The organism is Curtobacterium sp. MCBA15_016 (assembly GCF_001865105.1).
Lineage (GTDB): Bacteria > Actinomycetota > Actinomycetes > Actinomycetales > Microbacteriaceae > Curtobacterium.
The window spans coordinates 73011-86706 of record NZ_MJGR01000034.1 but is presented as its reverse complement, the minus strand read 5'-3'; the positions used below and the strand labels follow the sequence as shown (position 1 = coordinate 86706).

Here is a 13696-nt window from a genome sequence, read left to right as displayed (position 1 = left end):
GACATTCTGCCAGGACCGGACCATGGTGTGACCTGGACGCGCTGGGGCGTGGGCCAGGGGTCCGTTCAGTGGTTGACGACGAGGTACAGCACGTAGGCGACGGCGGCGGACGGCAGGATGCTGTCGATGCGGTCGAGGAGTCCACCGTGCCCGGGCAGGAACGACGAGATGTCCTTGATACCGAGGTCGCGCTTGATCATCGACTCGGTCAGGTCGCCGAGCGTGGCGGACCCGGAGATGAGCACACCGAGGATGATGCCCGTCCACCAGGGCAGCCCGAGCATGAGCCACGAGACGAGGATGCCGACGATGATGCTGGCGGCGACCGAGCCGGCGAAGCCCTCCCACGTCTTCTTCGGGCTGATCCGGGGCGCCATCGGGTGCTTGCCGAGGTTGAGCCCGGTGGCGTACGCGCCGGTGTCGACCGCGACGACCACGAGGATGAAGCCGATCACCCAGAGCTGCCCGCTGGGCTGTGCCGCCAGCAGCACGACGCAGGCGCCCAGGAGCGTGATGTAGGCCTGCACGAACAAGCCGTTCGTGAGGTCCCGCACCACGTTGCCCGCGGCCGGCTTCGGACGCTCGATCGCGACCTCGACCAGGCGCCAGAGGCTGATGAACACGATGCCGCCGAGGAGCGTGAACAGCGCCGGGATCTGCCCGCCGATGAACGCCGCCGGCACGATCGCCACACTGACGATGACGCTCGGGATGCGCGGCACGTCGCGCCCAGCGAACCGCATGGCGCTCGCGAGCTCGTAGACGCCGACGCCGAGCAGGAACGCCCCGACGACCATGAACGACGGCTTCCAGATGAGCAACGAGCCGAGCATCACGACCGCGAACGCCAGGGCGATCCCGATCGCGGCCGGCAGGTTGCGTCCGGTGCGCGCCGTCAGCGCCTCGTTGCGGGCGCCGAAGTCGGCCTTCCGCTGCCGGAGCTGCGCCTCGAAGTCGGTGCGTGCGGCTCGTGCGCGCGCGTCGAAGTCCTGACGCAGCCCCTTGGCGGAACGCTTCTCTGCTGTGGGGCGGTCACCGCCCTGGTCCGGACGGTGCATCAGACCTCGAGGAGTTCGGCTTCCTTCTTCTTCAGCGAGTCGTCGATCTGGTCGACGTGCTTCTTCGTCAGGGCTTCGAGGTCCTTGTCGCCACGGGAGATCTCGTCGTCCGAGATCTCGCCCTTGAGCGCGTCGAGGTCGTCCTTGGCCTTGCGGCGGATGTTGCGGATGACGACCTTGTGGTCCTCGCCCTTGCTCCGGACGAGCTTGACGAACTCCTTGCGGCGGTCCTGCGTGAGCTCCGGGATCGTCACGCGGACGATGTCACCGTCGTTCGTCGGGCTGGCGCCGAGGTTCGGGAACGTCGCGATCGCGCGCTCGATCTCCTTGAGCGCCGTCTTGTCGTACGGCGTCACGATGAGCGTGCGGGCCTCGGGGGTCTGCAGCGACGCGAGCTGCGCGAGCGGCGTCGGCGTGCCGTAGTACTCGACCGGGATCTTCTGGAAGAGCGCCGCGTTGATGCGGCCGGTTCGGACGGTCGAGAAGTCGTCCTTGGCGACCTCGACCGCCTTCGCCATCTTCTCGGTGGCTTCGGTCAGGACATCACTGATCACGGTGTTACTCCTTCGGTACTGGCGTCGAGTCTAGTCAGCGGACGGGGTCAGTTGCTGACCACCGTGCCGATGCGCTCGCCCCGGATCGCGGCGGCGACGTTGCCGTCGCCCTCCATGCCGAAGACGTGCATCGGCATGCCGTTGTCCATGCAGAGCGAGAACGCGGTGGCGTCGACGACCTTGAGGCCCTTCAGGAGCGCGTCCTGGTAGGTGACGTGGTGGAGCTTCTCCGCCGTGGCGTCCTTCTTCGGGTCTGCCGTGTAGACGCCGTCGACGCCGTTCTTGGCGACGAGGACCTCTTGCGCGTCGATCTCGAGGGCACGCTGCGCGGCGACCGTGTCGGTCGAGAAGTAGGGCAGGCCCGCCCCGGCACCGAAGATGACGATGCGCCCCTTCTCGAGGTGCCGCTCGGCCCGCCGCGGGATGTACGGCTCGGCGACCTGGGTCATGCTGATCGCCGACTGCACCCGCGTGGCGGCTCCGGCCTGCTCGAGGAAGTCCTGCAGCGCGAGGGCGTTCATGACCGTCCCGAGCATGCCCATGTAGTCGGCGCGCCCGCGGTCCATGCCCCGCTGGGAGAGCTCGGCGCCGCGGAAGAAGTTCCCGCCGCCGACGACGATCGCGACCTCGACCTCCTGCGCGGCGACCGCGATCTCCTTCGCGATCGTGCTGATGACGTCCGGGTTCACACCGAGCGAACCGGCACCGAACGCCTCCCCCGACAGCTTCAGCAGGACCCGGCGGCGTCCGGTCTTCTCGTTCGTCATGTGGTCGCACCCTTCGTCGAATGTCTCGTGGGAATCTACCCGGCCGCAGCCGGTCCGGCGGAGGCGGGTCGCGCCTCCAGTCGGTGCTCGCGCGTGTCGGCGCGCGAAAACGGGGCCCGGAACCTGGTGGTTCCGAGCCCCGTCACGGGTTCGTTACGCGCCGACCTTGACGCGGGCGAAGCCCTGGATCGTGATGCCGGCGTTCTCAGCGGCCTTCGCGACGGAGATCTTGTTGTCCTTCGCGTAGTCCTGGTCGAGGAGCGCGACCTGCTTGCGGTAGGCGTTGAGGCGACCCTCGACGATCTTCGGCAGGGCGGCCTCCGGCTTGCCCTCCTCGCGCGTGATCGCCTCGACGGTCGCGCGCTCCTTCTCGATCGCCTCGGCCGGGATCTCGTCCCGCGTGAGGTAGGTCGGGTTCGCGAACGCGACGTGCTGCGCGATGGAACGGGCCTCGGCCGCGTCGGAGCCCGAGTAGGCGATGACGACGGCGATCTGCGGCGGGAGGTCCTGGCTGGTCTTGTGCAGGTAGACCTCGAAGGCGTCGCCCTCGACACGGGTGACCGTGCGGAGCGCGAGCTTCTCACCGAGCGCGGCGGCAGCCTCGTCGATGACCTCGGCGACCGTCTTGCCGTCCAGCGGCGCGGCGTTGCCGGACTCGACGTCGGCGGCACCGGCGGCGGCGACCGCGGCGACGACCTTGTCGGCGAGGGTGGTGAACTTCTCGTTCTTCGCGACGAAGTCGGTCTCGCTCGCGAGCTCGACGACGGTCGCGGCGCCACCGTCGGTCGACGCGACGACGACACCCTCGGAGGTCGCACGGTCGTCGCGCTTGGCGACGGCCTTCGCGCCCTTGATGCGGAGCAGCTCGACGGCCTTGTCGTAGTCGCCGTCGGCCTCGACGAGCGCGGTCTTCGCGTCCATCATGCCGGCCCCGAGTTCCTCGCGGAGCTTCTTCACGTCAGCAAGGCTGTAGTTGGCCATTGACTGGAGTCCTTTCTGGACTGAGCGTTTGTGGAGAGTGGAGCAGGGGCGCCGGACCGATCGGCCCGACGCCCCCGATGGTCACTCGGCGGGGGTGGTCTCCGCAGCGGCCTCGGCCTCGGCCGTCGGCTCTGCGTTCTTCGCGTCGTCGGCGATCGGCTCGCCGATCTCCTTCGCGGCGACCTGCGCGTCAGCGTCGTTCTCTTCGACCGGGGTCTCGGCCTCGGCAGCGGCAGGCGTCGCGGTCGCAGCGGCCGGCGCGGCGGTCTCGCCACCGAGGAGCTCCTGCTCCCACTCGGCGAGGGGCTCGGCCGCAGCCTCGTCGTCGCCACCGTTGTGGCGGGTCTTCAGGCCCTCGGCCGCGGCGTCGGCGACGATGCGGGTGAGGAGACCGACGGAGCGGATCGCGTCGTCGTTGCCCGGGATCGGGTACGTGATCTCGTCGGGGTCGCAGTTGGTGTCGAGGATGCCGATGATCGGGATACCGAGCTTCTGCGCCTCGTCGACGGCGAGGTGCTCCTTCTTGGTGTCGACGATCCAGAGCGCGCTCGGGGTCCGCGTGAGGTTGCGGATACCACCGAGGGTCTTGTGGAGCTTGTCCAGCTCGCGCTTCTTGATGAGGAGCTCCTTCTTGGTGAAGCCCTTCGTCGTGTCGTCGAAGTCGATCTCCTCGAGCTCCTTCATGCGCGCGAGGCGCTTGGAGACCGTCTGGAAGTTCGTGAGCAGACCGCCGAGCCAACGCTGGTTGACGTAGGGCTGGCCGACGCGGGTCGCCTGCTCGGCGATGGAGCCCTGGGCCTGCTTCTTGGTGCCCACGAAGAGGATCGTGCCACCGTGCGCGACCGTCTCCTTGACGAAGTCGTACGCGCGGTCGATGAAGGCCAGCGACTGCTGCAGGTCGATGATGTGGATGCCGGAGCGCTCGGCGAGGATGAATCGCTTCACCTTCGGGTTCCACCGACGGGTCTGGTGTCCGAAGTGGACGCCGCTGTCGAGCAGCTGGCGGATGGTGACGACGGCCATGTGCCGTCCTCCTTCTGTCTTCTCGGCGCGCAGCCGTGCTCTCGCACGTCGCTGCGGACCTGTTGCGGTTGTGTCGATCACGACCGTCGGTCGTGGTCCCTGGTGCCCTGGCACGCGACCGCCCGCTCGTGAGAGCGAGACCGATGGTCGGGTGCCGCGCCGGTGACGGCGCTGTGGACACGCGAAGTCAGCGCGCCGGAGCGCACTGCTGAGGAGATGCTAGCAGACGGTGGACGCACAGGAGGCGCGGTGCGGGTCGGACCCGCACCGCGCCTCCTGGACGGTGGTGACGCTGGTGCGTCAGGCCTTGGCGTCGACCGTGTCACCCTCGGCCGTGATGCCCATCTCCTCGAGGGAGCGGCCCTTGGTCTCCGGGATCTTCGCGATGACGAAGAAGAGGGAGAGCAGGGCGAACAGCGCGTAGATGCCGTAGGTCACGGTCAGGTTGAAGCCGGACAGGACGGGGAACGTGATGGTGACGAGGAAGTTCGCGATCCAGTTCGCCGCGGACCCGATGCCGAGTGCCGTCGCACGGATGCGGTTCGGGAACATCTCACCGAGCAGGACCCACATGAGCGGACCCCACGTGGCGCCGAACGACACGACGAAGAGGTTCGCGAAGATCAGCGCGATGACGCCCCACGCACCGGGGAGGTTCGGCTCGCCGTTCACGATCGTCGCCTGCGAGAACGCGATCGCGACCATGAGCAGCGACACGAACATGCCCGTCGAACCCGCGATGAGCAGCGGCTTCCGACCGAGCTTGTCCACCGTGAAGATCGCGATGAAGGTGACGGCGACGTTCACGACCGAGGTGATGGTCGAGATCAGGAAGGACTGGTCCTCCTTGAAGCCGACCGCCTGCCAGAGCGTCGTCGAGTAGTAGAAGATCACGTTGATGCCGACGAACTGCTGCAGCACCGCGAGGATGATGCCGACCCAGACGATCGGCTGGAGCCCGAAGCGGTTGCCCCGGATGGAGCCCTTCTTCTCGCTGGCCTCCTTCTTGATGCCGTCCTGGATCTCCTCGAGGCTGGTGTTCACCGTGTCGCGCGGCACGATCTTGCCCATCACCTCGCGCGCGTCGTCCGTCCTGCCCTTGGCGAGGAGGAAGCGTGGCGATTCGGGGAGCGTGATGGCGAGGACGCCGTACACGACCGAGGGGATCACGCCGACCAGGAACATCCAGCGCCACGCGGCGAGGCCGAGCACCTGCTCCGAGGCGCCGCCGGCGGTCACCGCGAAGAGCTGGTCGGACAGGAGCGCGGCGAAGATACCGAGCGTGATCGCGAGCTGCTGGAACGAGGCCAGGCGACCGCGGATGGCCTTCGGCGAGACCTCGGAGATGTACGCCGGCGCGATGACCGACGCGGTGCCGATGCCCAGACCGCCGACGAGGCGCCAGATCACGAGGTCCCACGTGGCGAACGCGAACGCGCTGCCGATCGAGCTCACGAAGAACAGGACGGCGGCCCAGAACATGACGCGCGTGCGACCCCAGCGGTCCGCCAGGCGGCCGGCGAAGTAGGCGCCGAACGCGCAGCCGATGAGTGCCGAGGCGACGGCGAAGCCGCTCGCGGCCTCGGACAGGCCGAACTCGCCCTTGATTGCCTCGACCGCACCGTTGATGACGGACGAGTCGAATCCGAAGAGGAAGCCGCCGACCGCTGCCGCGATGGCGAACAGCGTGACCTTCCCCTTGAAGGCACGGTCTTCGCCGTGCTGCGTTGTCGCGTTCGACACGATGCTCCAGGTTTCCCGCCGCCGTGCGGGATGCTGCACGGTGCCCCGGCGGTCGGCTGGTTCGCCGTCCGAGCGGCGTTGCGTGTTCCGGAGCGGCCCCGACTGTACTCCCGGATCGGGCGCGGGGGCCAACCGGGCGCGCGGGTGGGGTGGGTGGCCGGTTGGTGCGATCCACGAGTCTTTCGACATTCCGCGCGTCGAACCGCTGGTGGAGTGTCGCATTGCTCGTCCGGATCGCTCGCGCTTCCCCTCCACGGTCCAGGAGGCGCGGATCGCCGTCCACAGGACGGGTCACCTCCGGCGCGGTCGACGCCACGCACCGCGATGCTGGGCGGATGTCGTTCCGTCACCCGGGTCCAGTCGTCGTCGTGTTCCTGCTGCTCCTGTGCCCACTGCAGCACGGGATCGACTCCCGTGCGACCGGGTCACCCATCGCCACGTCATCGCCGGTCCGGAACGACGTCGCCCGTGACCGCCCGACGCCTGCGACGGCGGAGGCACCGTGGGTGTGGCCGACCGGCAGCCGGGTGGTCGGCCGGCCGTGGGAGGCCCCGGCGGACGACTACGCAGCGGGCCACCGCGGGATCGACGTCGGGGCGCCGCTCGGGACCGTGGTGGTGGCCGTCGACGACGGGACGGTGACGTTCGCCGGGCAGGTCGCCGGACGCGGGGTCGTGACGATCGACCACGGCGGCGGGCTCCGGAGCACGGTGGACTCCGTCGCGCCCGGGGTCGCGACGGGCGACATCGTGGCGCAGGGTGACGCGGTGGGCACGGTGTCGGAGGGCCACTGTCCGGCAGCGGACCCGTGCCTGCACCTCGGCGCACGGCTCGACGACCGGTACGTCGATCCGACGCCGTACCTGCCCGCGGCGGCGTGGCCGGTGCTGCTGCCCGAGACCGCCTGCACGGGGTGAGTCCGGTCAGGCGCGGGGGTGTGCCGTGCGGTAGACCTCGCGCAGCCGTGCGGAGGAGACGTGCGTGTAGATCTGGGTCGTCCCCAGGCTGGCGTGCCCGAGCAGCTCCTGCACGGCACGGAGGTCCGCTCCCCCGTCGAGCAGGTGCGTCGCCGCCGTGTGCCGGAAGGTGTGCGGACCGCTCGGGCCCTCGCCCGGCAGGTCCTGCAGGAGCCGAGCGACGATCCGGTACGCGCCACGGACGCCGAGCCGACCACCGCGGTCACCGAGGAACAGCGCGTCCGCCGCCGGCGCGGCGTTCCGGGCACCGTCGCCCGCCGCGCGGCCACCGCCCGCCGCGCGGCCACCGCCCGTCGCGTGGCCGTCACCCGCCTGCGCGCTGGCGAGCAACGCCGGGCGACCACGGTCGAGCCACGCCTCGAGCGCGTCGCGTGCGGGCACCCCGAACGGCACGACGCGCTCCTTCCCGCCCTTGCCGAGCACCCGGACGGTCAGCCGGCCCCGGTCGAGGTCCCGCACGTCGATGCCGACGAGTTCGCTCACCCGGATCCCCGCCGCGTACAGGAGTTCCACGACCGCGAGGTCGCGCAGCGCGCCTGGATCGTCGGTCGCAGCCCGAGCGGCCAATCCGTCGAGCATCGTCCGGACCTGGTCGGACGACACCACGCGCGGGAGGTGCGACGCCCCCTTCGGCGCCCGGAGCCGCACGCCCGGGTCGGACGCGATCCACCCGGACTCGCTCGCCCACCGGGTGAACGCCCGGACCGACGACGACCGGCGAGCGATCGTGGACCGAGCCAGGCCCCGGTGGTCGGCGTCCCACAGCCAGTCGCGCAGCAGCTCGAGGCCGAGGTCCGACAGCCGATCGACTCCGCGGGCGGTGGCGAACGCGACGAGCTGCTCGAGGTCGTTGGCGTAGGCGCGGACGGTCTGCTCGCTGAGTCCGCGGCCGTGGCGGGCGTGCGCGAGGAACGCGTCCACCGCCACTGCGAGCCGTTCCCCGGTGCGTTCCGTCACCCGCCCAGCGTAGGTCCGACGTCCGTCATCGACGGCACCATCCCTCGGCCAGTGCCACCACCAGCCCCTCGAGCTGCGCCAGGGCGAGGGCGTCCGCCGTGTCGTCGACGGAGAGCCCGCTCCGACGGGCGATCTCCTCCACCGGGAGCGGCCGCCGGTCGAGTGCGTCGAGCGCCCGCGTGACGTGCGGATCCGACCGGGTCCCGAGGACGAGGACCTCCGCCACCGGCGGCGCGTCGCGGGCGGCGACCGCAGACACCGCTGCGACCGGGTCGCGGGGCTGGACGACGATCTGCGCGGTGCCGTCGGCGATCAACCGGTGGCACCCGACCGAGGCGGCCGACGCGAAGGGTCCGGGCACGGCGAACACCGGACGACCGAGGTGCAGCGCGTGGTGGGCGGTGTTGAGCGCCCCCGACCGAGCAGCGGCCTCGACGACCACTGTCGCCCCGGAGAGGGCAGCGATCAGCCGGTTGCGGTGCAGGAAGCGCCACCGCGTCGGCCGGGTCCCCGGTGGTGACTCGGACAGCACCCGGCCCCGTCCGAGCACGTTGCGCAGCAGGTCGTGGTTGCCCGCCGGGTAGAACTGGTCGACACCGCCGGCGAGCACCGCCGTCGTGGGGGTCCCGGCAGCGACGGCGACCCGGTGGGCCACCGCGTCGATGCCGTACGCGCCGCCGGACACGATCTCGACGCCGTCGTCCGCCGCGACGGAGGCGATCTCCGCCGTGGCCTCGGCACCGGCGACGGTGTTCGCCCGGCACCCGACGATCGCGAGCGCCCCGCGGCAGCCGGCTGCGCCGACCGGGTCGTCCAGCTCCGAACGACTCCACAGCACGAACGGCGCGTGCGGCCCGAGGTCCTCCAACCCGCTCGGCCACTCAGGCGTGCCCGGGACGAGGAGGCACGCGCCGACCGCGGTGGCGGACGCCATGGCCGCGACGGCGCGGTCGTCCGCTCCCCCGAGGCGCGGTCGCCACCGGTCGAACGCCGACTCGAGCGCCGCGCGGACCCGGTCGGGGCCGTCGGCGAACGATGCGTCCGCAGCGACCTGCTCGAGGAGTTCGCTCGCGCCGCCCGCAGCCGCACGACGGACCAGTGCGAGGGACTCGTCCGGTCCGAGCGCCGCGACGAGTTCTCCCGCGACGGCGTCGCCCGGTTCGGCGAGGACGCTCCAGACGACGCGGGCGAGGGTGTCGTCGCCGGACGGCGCGGTCACAGCGCGCTCCGCAGCGTCAGCGCGCGCCGGACCTCGGCGGAGCCCGGACGCTCGACGTCGTCGAGGTCGGCCATCGTCCACGCCAACCGCATGACCCGGTCCCACCCCCGCATCGTCAACGTGCCGAAGTCGAGTGCCCGGTCGAGGGGTGCCGTCGCGCCCGGCTCCGCGCGACCTTCCGACCGGAGCCACGGCCCGGTGACCTCGGCGTTGCAGGCCCAGCCGGTGCCGTGCAGCCGATCGGCCATCCGACGTCGGGCTGCGGCCACACGCGCTGCCGCCTCGGCCGTGGTGGGCGCGGTGCCCTCCGCCGAGCGGATCGTGCCCGTCGTCACCCGGGGCACCGCCACGCGGATGTCGATCCGGTCGAGGAGCGGTCCGGAGAGACGGCCGAGGTACTTCCGCACCGTGCTCGGGCTGCACGAGCACAGTGGGCCACCCCGGGTCCCCGCGTTGCCGCACGGGCAGGGGTTCGCCGCGAGCACGACCTGGCACCGTGCGGGGAACTCAGCACTGCCGACGCTGCGGTGGATCGTGATCCGACCGGACTCGAGCGGCTGGCGGAGCGCGTCGAGGACCGCCCGGGGGAACTCGGTCGCCTCGTCGAGGAAGAGCACCCCGCGCGTGGCACGCGACACGGCACCGGGGCGGAGGAGCCCCGAGCCCCCGCCGATCAGGGCCATCGCCGACGACGAGTGGTGCGGCGCTTCCCACGGCGGTCGCACGCTCCAGGACTGGTTGCCGAGCCCGCTGACGGAGCGGACGGCCGCGACCTCGAGCGCCGCCTCGGGGGCGAGGTCCGGCAGGAGCCCCGGCAGCCGCTCGGCGAGCATCGTCTTGCCGGCACCGGGCGGGCCGAGCAGGAACACGTGGTGCCCTCCGGCCGCGGCCGCGATCACCGCCCGGACGCCGACGGCGTTGCCGATCACGTCTGCGAGGTCGTGCACGTCCGGACGGACCTCCGCCACCGCGGGCTGCAGGACGGGGTCGGTCTCGACCGGCGGCAGGAGCGCACCGGCGGTGATCGCGCTCGCCCGGAGCGACGGTGTGCCGATCACCTCGACGCCCGGCACGATCCGGGCTTCCTCGACGTTGCCGAACGGCACGACGACCGTGTGGATGCCGGCGTCCCGAGCGGCGATCACCATCGGGATGACCCCGGGCACGGGCCGGACCCGCCCGTCGAGTCCGAGCTCGCCGATGTACGCGACGTCGCGGGAGACCTGCGGCGCGATGCCCTCGGCCCCGAGGACCGCCATGGCGATGGCGAGGTCGAAGCCGGAACCACGCTTCGGGATCGACGCCGGGGTGAGGTTCACGGTGATCCGCCGCGCCGGGAGCGGACAGCCGGCGACGGCGCTGGCCGACCGGACCCGCTCACGCGCTTCGCCCAGGGCCGCGTCCGGCAGACCGATGATGCTGAAGCCGGGCAGCTGGCTCGTGAGGTGCGCCTCGACCTCGATCACACGACCCTGGACCCCGACGAGCGCTATCGCCGACGCGCGCCCGATGTCCGTCGTCACAGCACACCCGCCACGTGCTCGACCCCGACGCGGTCACCGTCGACGTGCACGGCGACGGCATCGATGCGGATCATCCGCGCCGAGACCTCGGGATGGTCCGCGAACCATGCCGGCACGAGGCGGCGCAGTCGTGTGACCTTCGAGGCCGTGATCGCCTCGAACGGATGGCCGGTCGCGTTCCCCGACCGGGTCTTCACCTCGATGAAGCACAGCGTGCAGGACTGCCACGCGACGATGTCGATCTCCCCGCGGGCGCACCGCCAATTGCGTTCGACGACGCGGAACCCGTGGCGTTCGAGCCATTCCGCAGCCTGTTCTTCGCCGAATCGTCCGAGACTGCTGTTCCGCAGCGGTGTTCGTTCCATGTCGTTGCCTCCGCCACGACGATCCCGGAAATTGAAGCGCCATCACGTCGCACCTCGACGATTTGTGGACGGGAATCGGCGGACGACGACCTGTGGAGGACAAGGAAGGACCCCGGTCGGCCGAAGCCGTCCGGGGTCTTGCAGCAGGGGCACTCAGTGCGCGGCTGCGTACGCTTCCTGCACCTGGGTGGAGATACGCCCGCGGGTCGAGACCTCGTACCCGTTCTCCTTCGCCCACTCACGGATCTTGGCGAGCTCTTCCGAGTTGCCGCGCTTCGGCGCCGCCTTCGGAGCAGTCCCACCGGAACGGCGGCCGGAGACCTTGCGCGCAGCGGCGACGTAGTCGGAGATCGCCTCACGGAACTTGTCGACGTTGTCGTCGGTCAGGTCGATCTCGTACGACGATCCGTCGAAGGCGAATTCGACGGTCCGACCCGAGCCGGCGGTGATGGGCGTGTCGTCGAGATCGTCGACGAGTTGAACGGTGACCTTCTGTGCCATGACGTGCTCCTTGTGCAGGGGACGGGAAATCCCCTTCACATTAGCGGGCGGAATGCATTCCGGCACAATTGTCTCGGCGATTCTCAGATTCACCGAAAAGAAGTGAAGATCACTCGTCGAGCGCGAGTTCTTTCGGCAGTTCGAGTTCGCGGGAAGTGAGTTCCTCGACGTTCACGTCCTTGAACGTCAGCACCCGGACGGACTTCACGAATCGGTCGGAACGGTAGACGTCCCACACCCAGACGTCGTTCATCGTCAATTCGAAGTAGAAATCGTGTTCGGTGTCACGGCGGGCGAGTTCCACCTCGTTGGCCAGGTAGAAACGTCGCTCGGTCTCGACCACGTACCGGAACTGCGACACGACGTCGCGGTACTCGCGGTACAGGGCCAGTTCGACCTCGCGGTCGTAGTCGTCGAATTCGTCGTCATCCATCGCGCCCACAGTCTACGGCGACGGGAGCACCGACGACACACCGCGACCGACCCCACACCACAACGCGCGACCGCCCCGCAGCTCGACGCGCGACCGCCCCGCAGCCCGACGCGCGACCGAACGCGCTCAGCCCGCCAGCGCGTCCAACTCGGCGAACCCGTCCAGCGCCACGCTCGACGCCTGGTGCAACCAGCTCTTCCGGTGCAGCGCGTGCGCCCCCACCGACCGGATCGCGTCGTAGTGCGCCGTCGACCCGTACCCCTTGTTCGACGCCCACGCGTAGTGCGGCGCCTCGTCGTGCGCGGCCGTCATGAGCGCGTCACGGGCGACCTTCGCGACGACCGACGCCGCCGCCACCGAGGCGCAGTCCCGGTCGGCCTTGACCCGCACGACGACCTCGAGCGGGTCGGACGGCAGCCGGAGCGTCGCCGGGACCGCCCGGGTGAGCCAGTCGAACGAGCCGTCGAGCACGACCACGGCCCCGTCGAGCGAGAGGCCATCCGCCACGAGGGCCCCGATCGCCGACGCCCCGGCCTGGCCCAACGCCGGCACGATGCCCTGCTCGTCGACCACCGAGGCGGACGCCATCCCCACCGCGGTCCGGGTCCACCGGCGGACGACGGGGTCGAGGGCCTCGCGACGAGCGGCGGTGAGCAGCTTCGAGTCGGCGAGCCCCTGCGGCACCCGGCCGATGTCGAGCGTCACGGCAGCGACCCCGACGGCGACAGGCCCGGCGATCGCGCCGCGGCCGACCTCGTCCATCCCGATGACGGTCACCCGGCCGTCGGCCAGGAGCTTCTTCTCGAGCCGGAGCGACGGCCGGACGGCGGTCACTTCTCCCGCTCCTCCACGCCCGCGAACACCTCGGGGTGGTCGTCCAGCCAGGTCCACCGGCTCGACGGCCACGAGATGACGAAGGCACGGCCGGTCACGTCGGACAGCGGCACGAACCCCTTCGACGGGGTGTCGCCGTTGTACCGCGAGTCCTTCGAGTCGTAGCGGTTGTCGCCCATCACCCAGATGGTGCCCTTCGGCACGGTCACCGAGAAGTCGGTCCCCGAGGCGCGGGTCTCCCCCGTGGGCAGCTTGAGGTACGGCTCCTTGATCGGCACGCCGTTCACGGACATCTGCCCGAGGTCGTTGCAGCAGGACACCTTGTCGCCGGGCAGGCCGATGACGCGCTTGATGAGGTGGTCGTCGCTGTCGCCGGTGCCGAGGCCGACCTGGGTGAGGAGCCAGTCGATGGCCTTCGCCGGCTGGGTCGTCGGCGTCACGCTCGGCACCTCGGACCCGGTGAGCCACCCGCCCGGGTCCTTGAAGACGACGACGTCGCCGCGCTTCAGGGACACCACGTCGGGCACGAGCTCGTTGACGATCACCCGGTCGTTGATCTGCAGGGTGTTCTCCATCGACGCCGACGGGATGTAGAACGACCGGATCAGGAAGGTCTTGACGAGGAACGAGACGAGCAACGCCGCGATGAAGATGATGACGAGGTCGCGGAGGAAGGTGAGGACACCGTTCCGCTTCTTCTCGACACGGGGCCGGCGCCCGGTTTCGTCAGTCGTGTCCGTCATTTCCGCTCTCGTTCAACC

The 13696-nt window shown here is 70.5% G+C and carries 15 protein-coding genes; 1 reads left to right on the top strand and 14 read right to left on the bottom strand.

What is annotated here, in order from left to right:
• Window positions 1-65 precede the first annotated feature (65 nt).
• The 6 genes from BIV03_RS14240 to BIV03_RS14215 all read right to left on the bottom strand — a co-directional run bounded on the left by BIV03_RS14240 (window position 66) and on the right by BIV03_RS14215 (window position 6126).
• The gene (locus tag BIV03_RS14240) at window positions 66-1058 is read right to left on the bottom strand and encodes a phosphatidate cytidylyltransferase (RefSeq protein WP_175475875.1); all 993 of its coding nucleotides are present in this window, start codon (window positions 1056-1058) and stop codon (window positions 66-68) included.
• The gene (gene frr / locus BIV03_RS14235; RefSeq protein ID WP_070416389.1) at window positions 1058-1612 is read right to left on the bottom strand and encodes a ribosome recycling factor; all 555 of its coding nucleotides are present in this window, start codon (window positions 1610-1612) and stop codon (window positions 1058-1060) included. Before frr ends, BIV03_RS14240 begins: the two co-directional genes overlap by 1 nt.
• Window positions 1613-1659: 47 nt before the next feature.
• Window positions 1660-2379 carry a UMP kinase gene (gene pyrH, locus BIV03_RS14230; protein ID WP_070416390.1) on the bottom strand — a complete coding sequence of 240 codons (720 nt, stop codon included), beginning with the start codon at window positions 2377-2379 and terminating at the stop codon, window positions 1660-1662.
• 153 nt (window positions 2380-2532) lie between these two features.
• Window positions 2533-3360 carry a translation elongation factor Ts gene (gene tsf, locus BIV03_RS14225; protein WP_071296161.1) on the bottom strand — a complete coding sequence of 276 codons (828 nt, stop codon included), beginning with the start codon at window positions 3358-3360 and terminating at the stop codon, window positions 2533-2535.
• An 81-nt stretch (window positions 3361-3441) separates the two neighbouring features.
• The gene (rpsB, locus tag BIV03_RS14220) at window positions 3442-4383 is read right to left on the bottom strand and encodes a 30S ribosomal protein S2 (protein WP_070416392.1); all 942 of its coding nucleotides are present in this window, start codon (window positions 4381-4383) and stop codon (window positions 3442-3444) included.
• A gap of 300 nt (window positions 4384-4683) precedes the next feature.
• Window positions 4684-6126 carry a sugar porter family MFS transporter gene (locus tag BIV03_RS14215; RefSeq protein ID WP_071296160.1) on the bottom strand — a complete coding sequence of 481 codons (1443 nt, stop codon included), beginning with the start codon at window positions 6124-6126 and terminating at the stop codon, window positions 4684-4686.
• 335 nt (window positions 6127-6461) lie between these two features.
• Here BIV03_RS14215 and BIV03_RS14210 point away from each other — a divergent pair, with 335 nt between their 5' ends.
• Window positions 6462-7043: a M23 family metallopeptidase gene (locus tag BIV03_RS14210; RefSeq protein WP_083403453.1), complete on the top strand. Its 582-nt coding sequence runs from the start codon at window positions 6462-6464 to the stop codon at window positions 7041-7043.
• A 6-nt stretch (window positions 7044-7049) separates the two neighbouring features.
• On the opposite strand, the gene BIV03_RS14205 is transcribed toward BIV03_RS14210, so the two are convergent.
• The 8 genes from BIV03_RS14205 to lepB all read right to left on the bottom strand — a co-directional run bounded on the left by BIV03_RS14205 (window position 7050) and on the right by lepB (window position 13678).
• A complete protein-coding gene (locus BIV03_RS14205) occupies window positions 7050-8060 on the bottom strand; it encodes a tyrosine recombinase XerC (RefSeq protein ID WP_071296159.1) in 1011 nt (336 codons plus the stop codon).
• 25 nt (window positions 8061-8085) lie between these two features.
• Window positions 8086-9279: a DNA-processing protein DprA gene (dprA, locus tag BIV03_RS14200; RefSeq protein WP_071296158.1), complete on the bottom strand. Its 1194-nt coding sequence runs from the start codon at window positions 9277-9279 to the stop codon at window positions 8086-8088.
• Window positions 9276-10802: a YifB family Mg chelatase-like AAA ATPase gene (locus BIV03_RS14195; RefSeq protein ID WP_083403452.1), complete on the bottom strand. Its 1527-nt coding sequence runs from the start codon at window positions 10800-10802 to the stop codon at window positions 9276-9278. Before BIV03_RS14195 ends, dprA begins: the two co-directional genes overlap by 4 nt.
• A complete protein-coding gene (locus BIV03_RS14190; RefSeq protein ID WP_070416397.1) occupies window positions 10799-11167 on the bottom strand; it encodes a YraN family protein in 369 nt (122 codons plus the stop codon). The genes BIV03_RS14195 and BIV03_RS14190 overlap by 4 nt, the downstream gene beginning before the upstream one ends.
• Before the next feature lie 153 nt (window positions 11168-11320).
• On the bottom strand, window positions 11321-11761 hold the full coding sequence (locus BIV03_RS14185) for an Lsr2 family protein (RefSeq protein WP_368073386.1): 441 nt from the start codon (window positions 11759-11761) through the stop codon (window positions 11321-11323).
• 16 nt (window positions 11762-11777) lie between these two features.
• Window positions 11778-12101 carry a DUF2469 family protein gene (locus BIV03_RS14180; protein WP_070419101.1) on the bottom strand — a complete coding sequence of 108 codons (324 nt, stop codon included), beginning with the start codon at window positions 12099-12101 and terminating at the stop codon, window positions 11778-11780.
• Between the two features lie 126 nt (window positions 12102-12227).
• Entirely contained in the window at window positions 12228-12935 is a 708-nt protein-coding gene (locus BIV03_RS14175) for a ribonuclease HII (protein ID WP_071296157.1), read from the bottom strand.
• Window positions 12932-13678 (bottom strand): signal peptidase I, encoded by a 747-nt coding sequence (gene lepB, locus BIV03_RS14170; protein WP_070416400.1) that lies wholly within the window; start codon window positions 13676-13678, stop codon window positions 12932-12934. The genes BIV03_RS14175 and lepB overlap by 4 nt, the downstream gene beginning before the upstream one ends.
• Window positions 13679-13696: the final 18 nt, after the last annotated feature.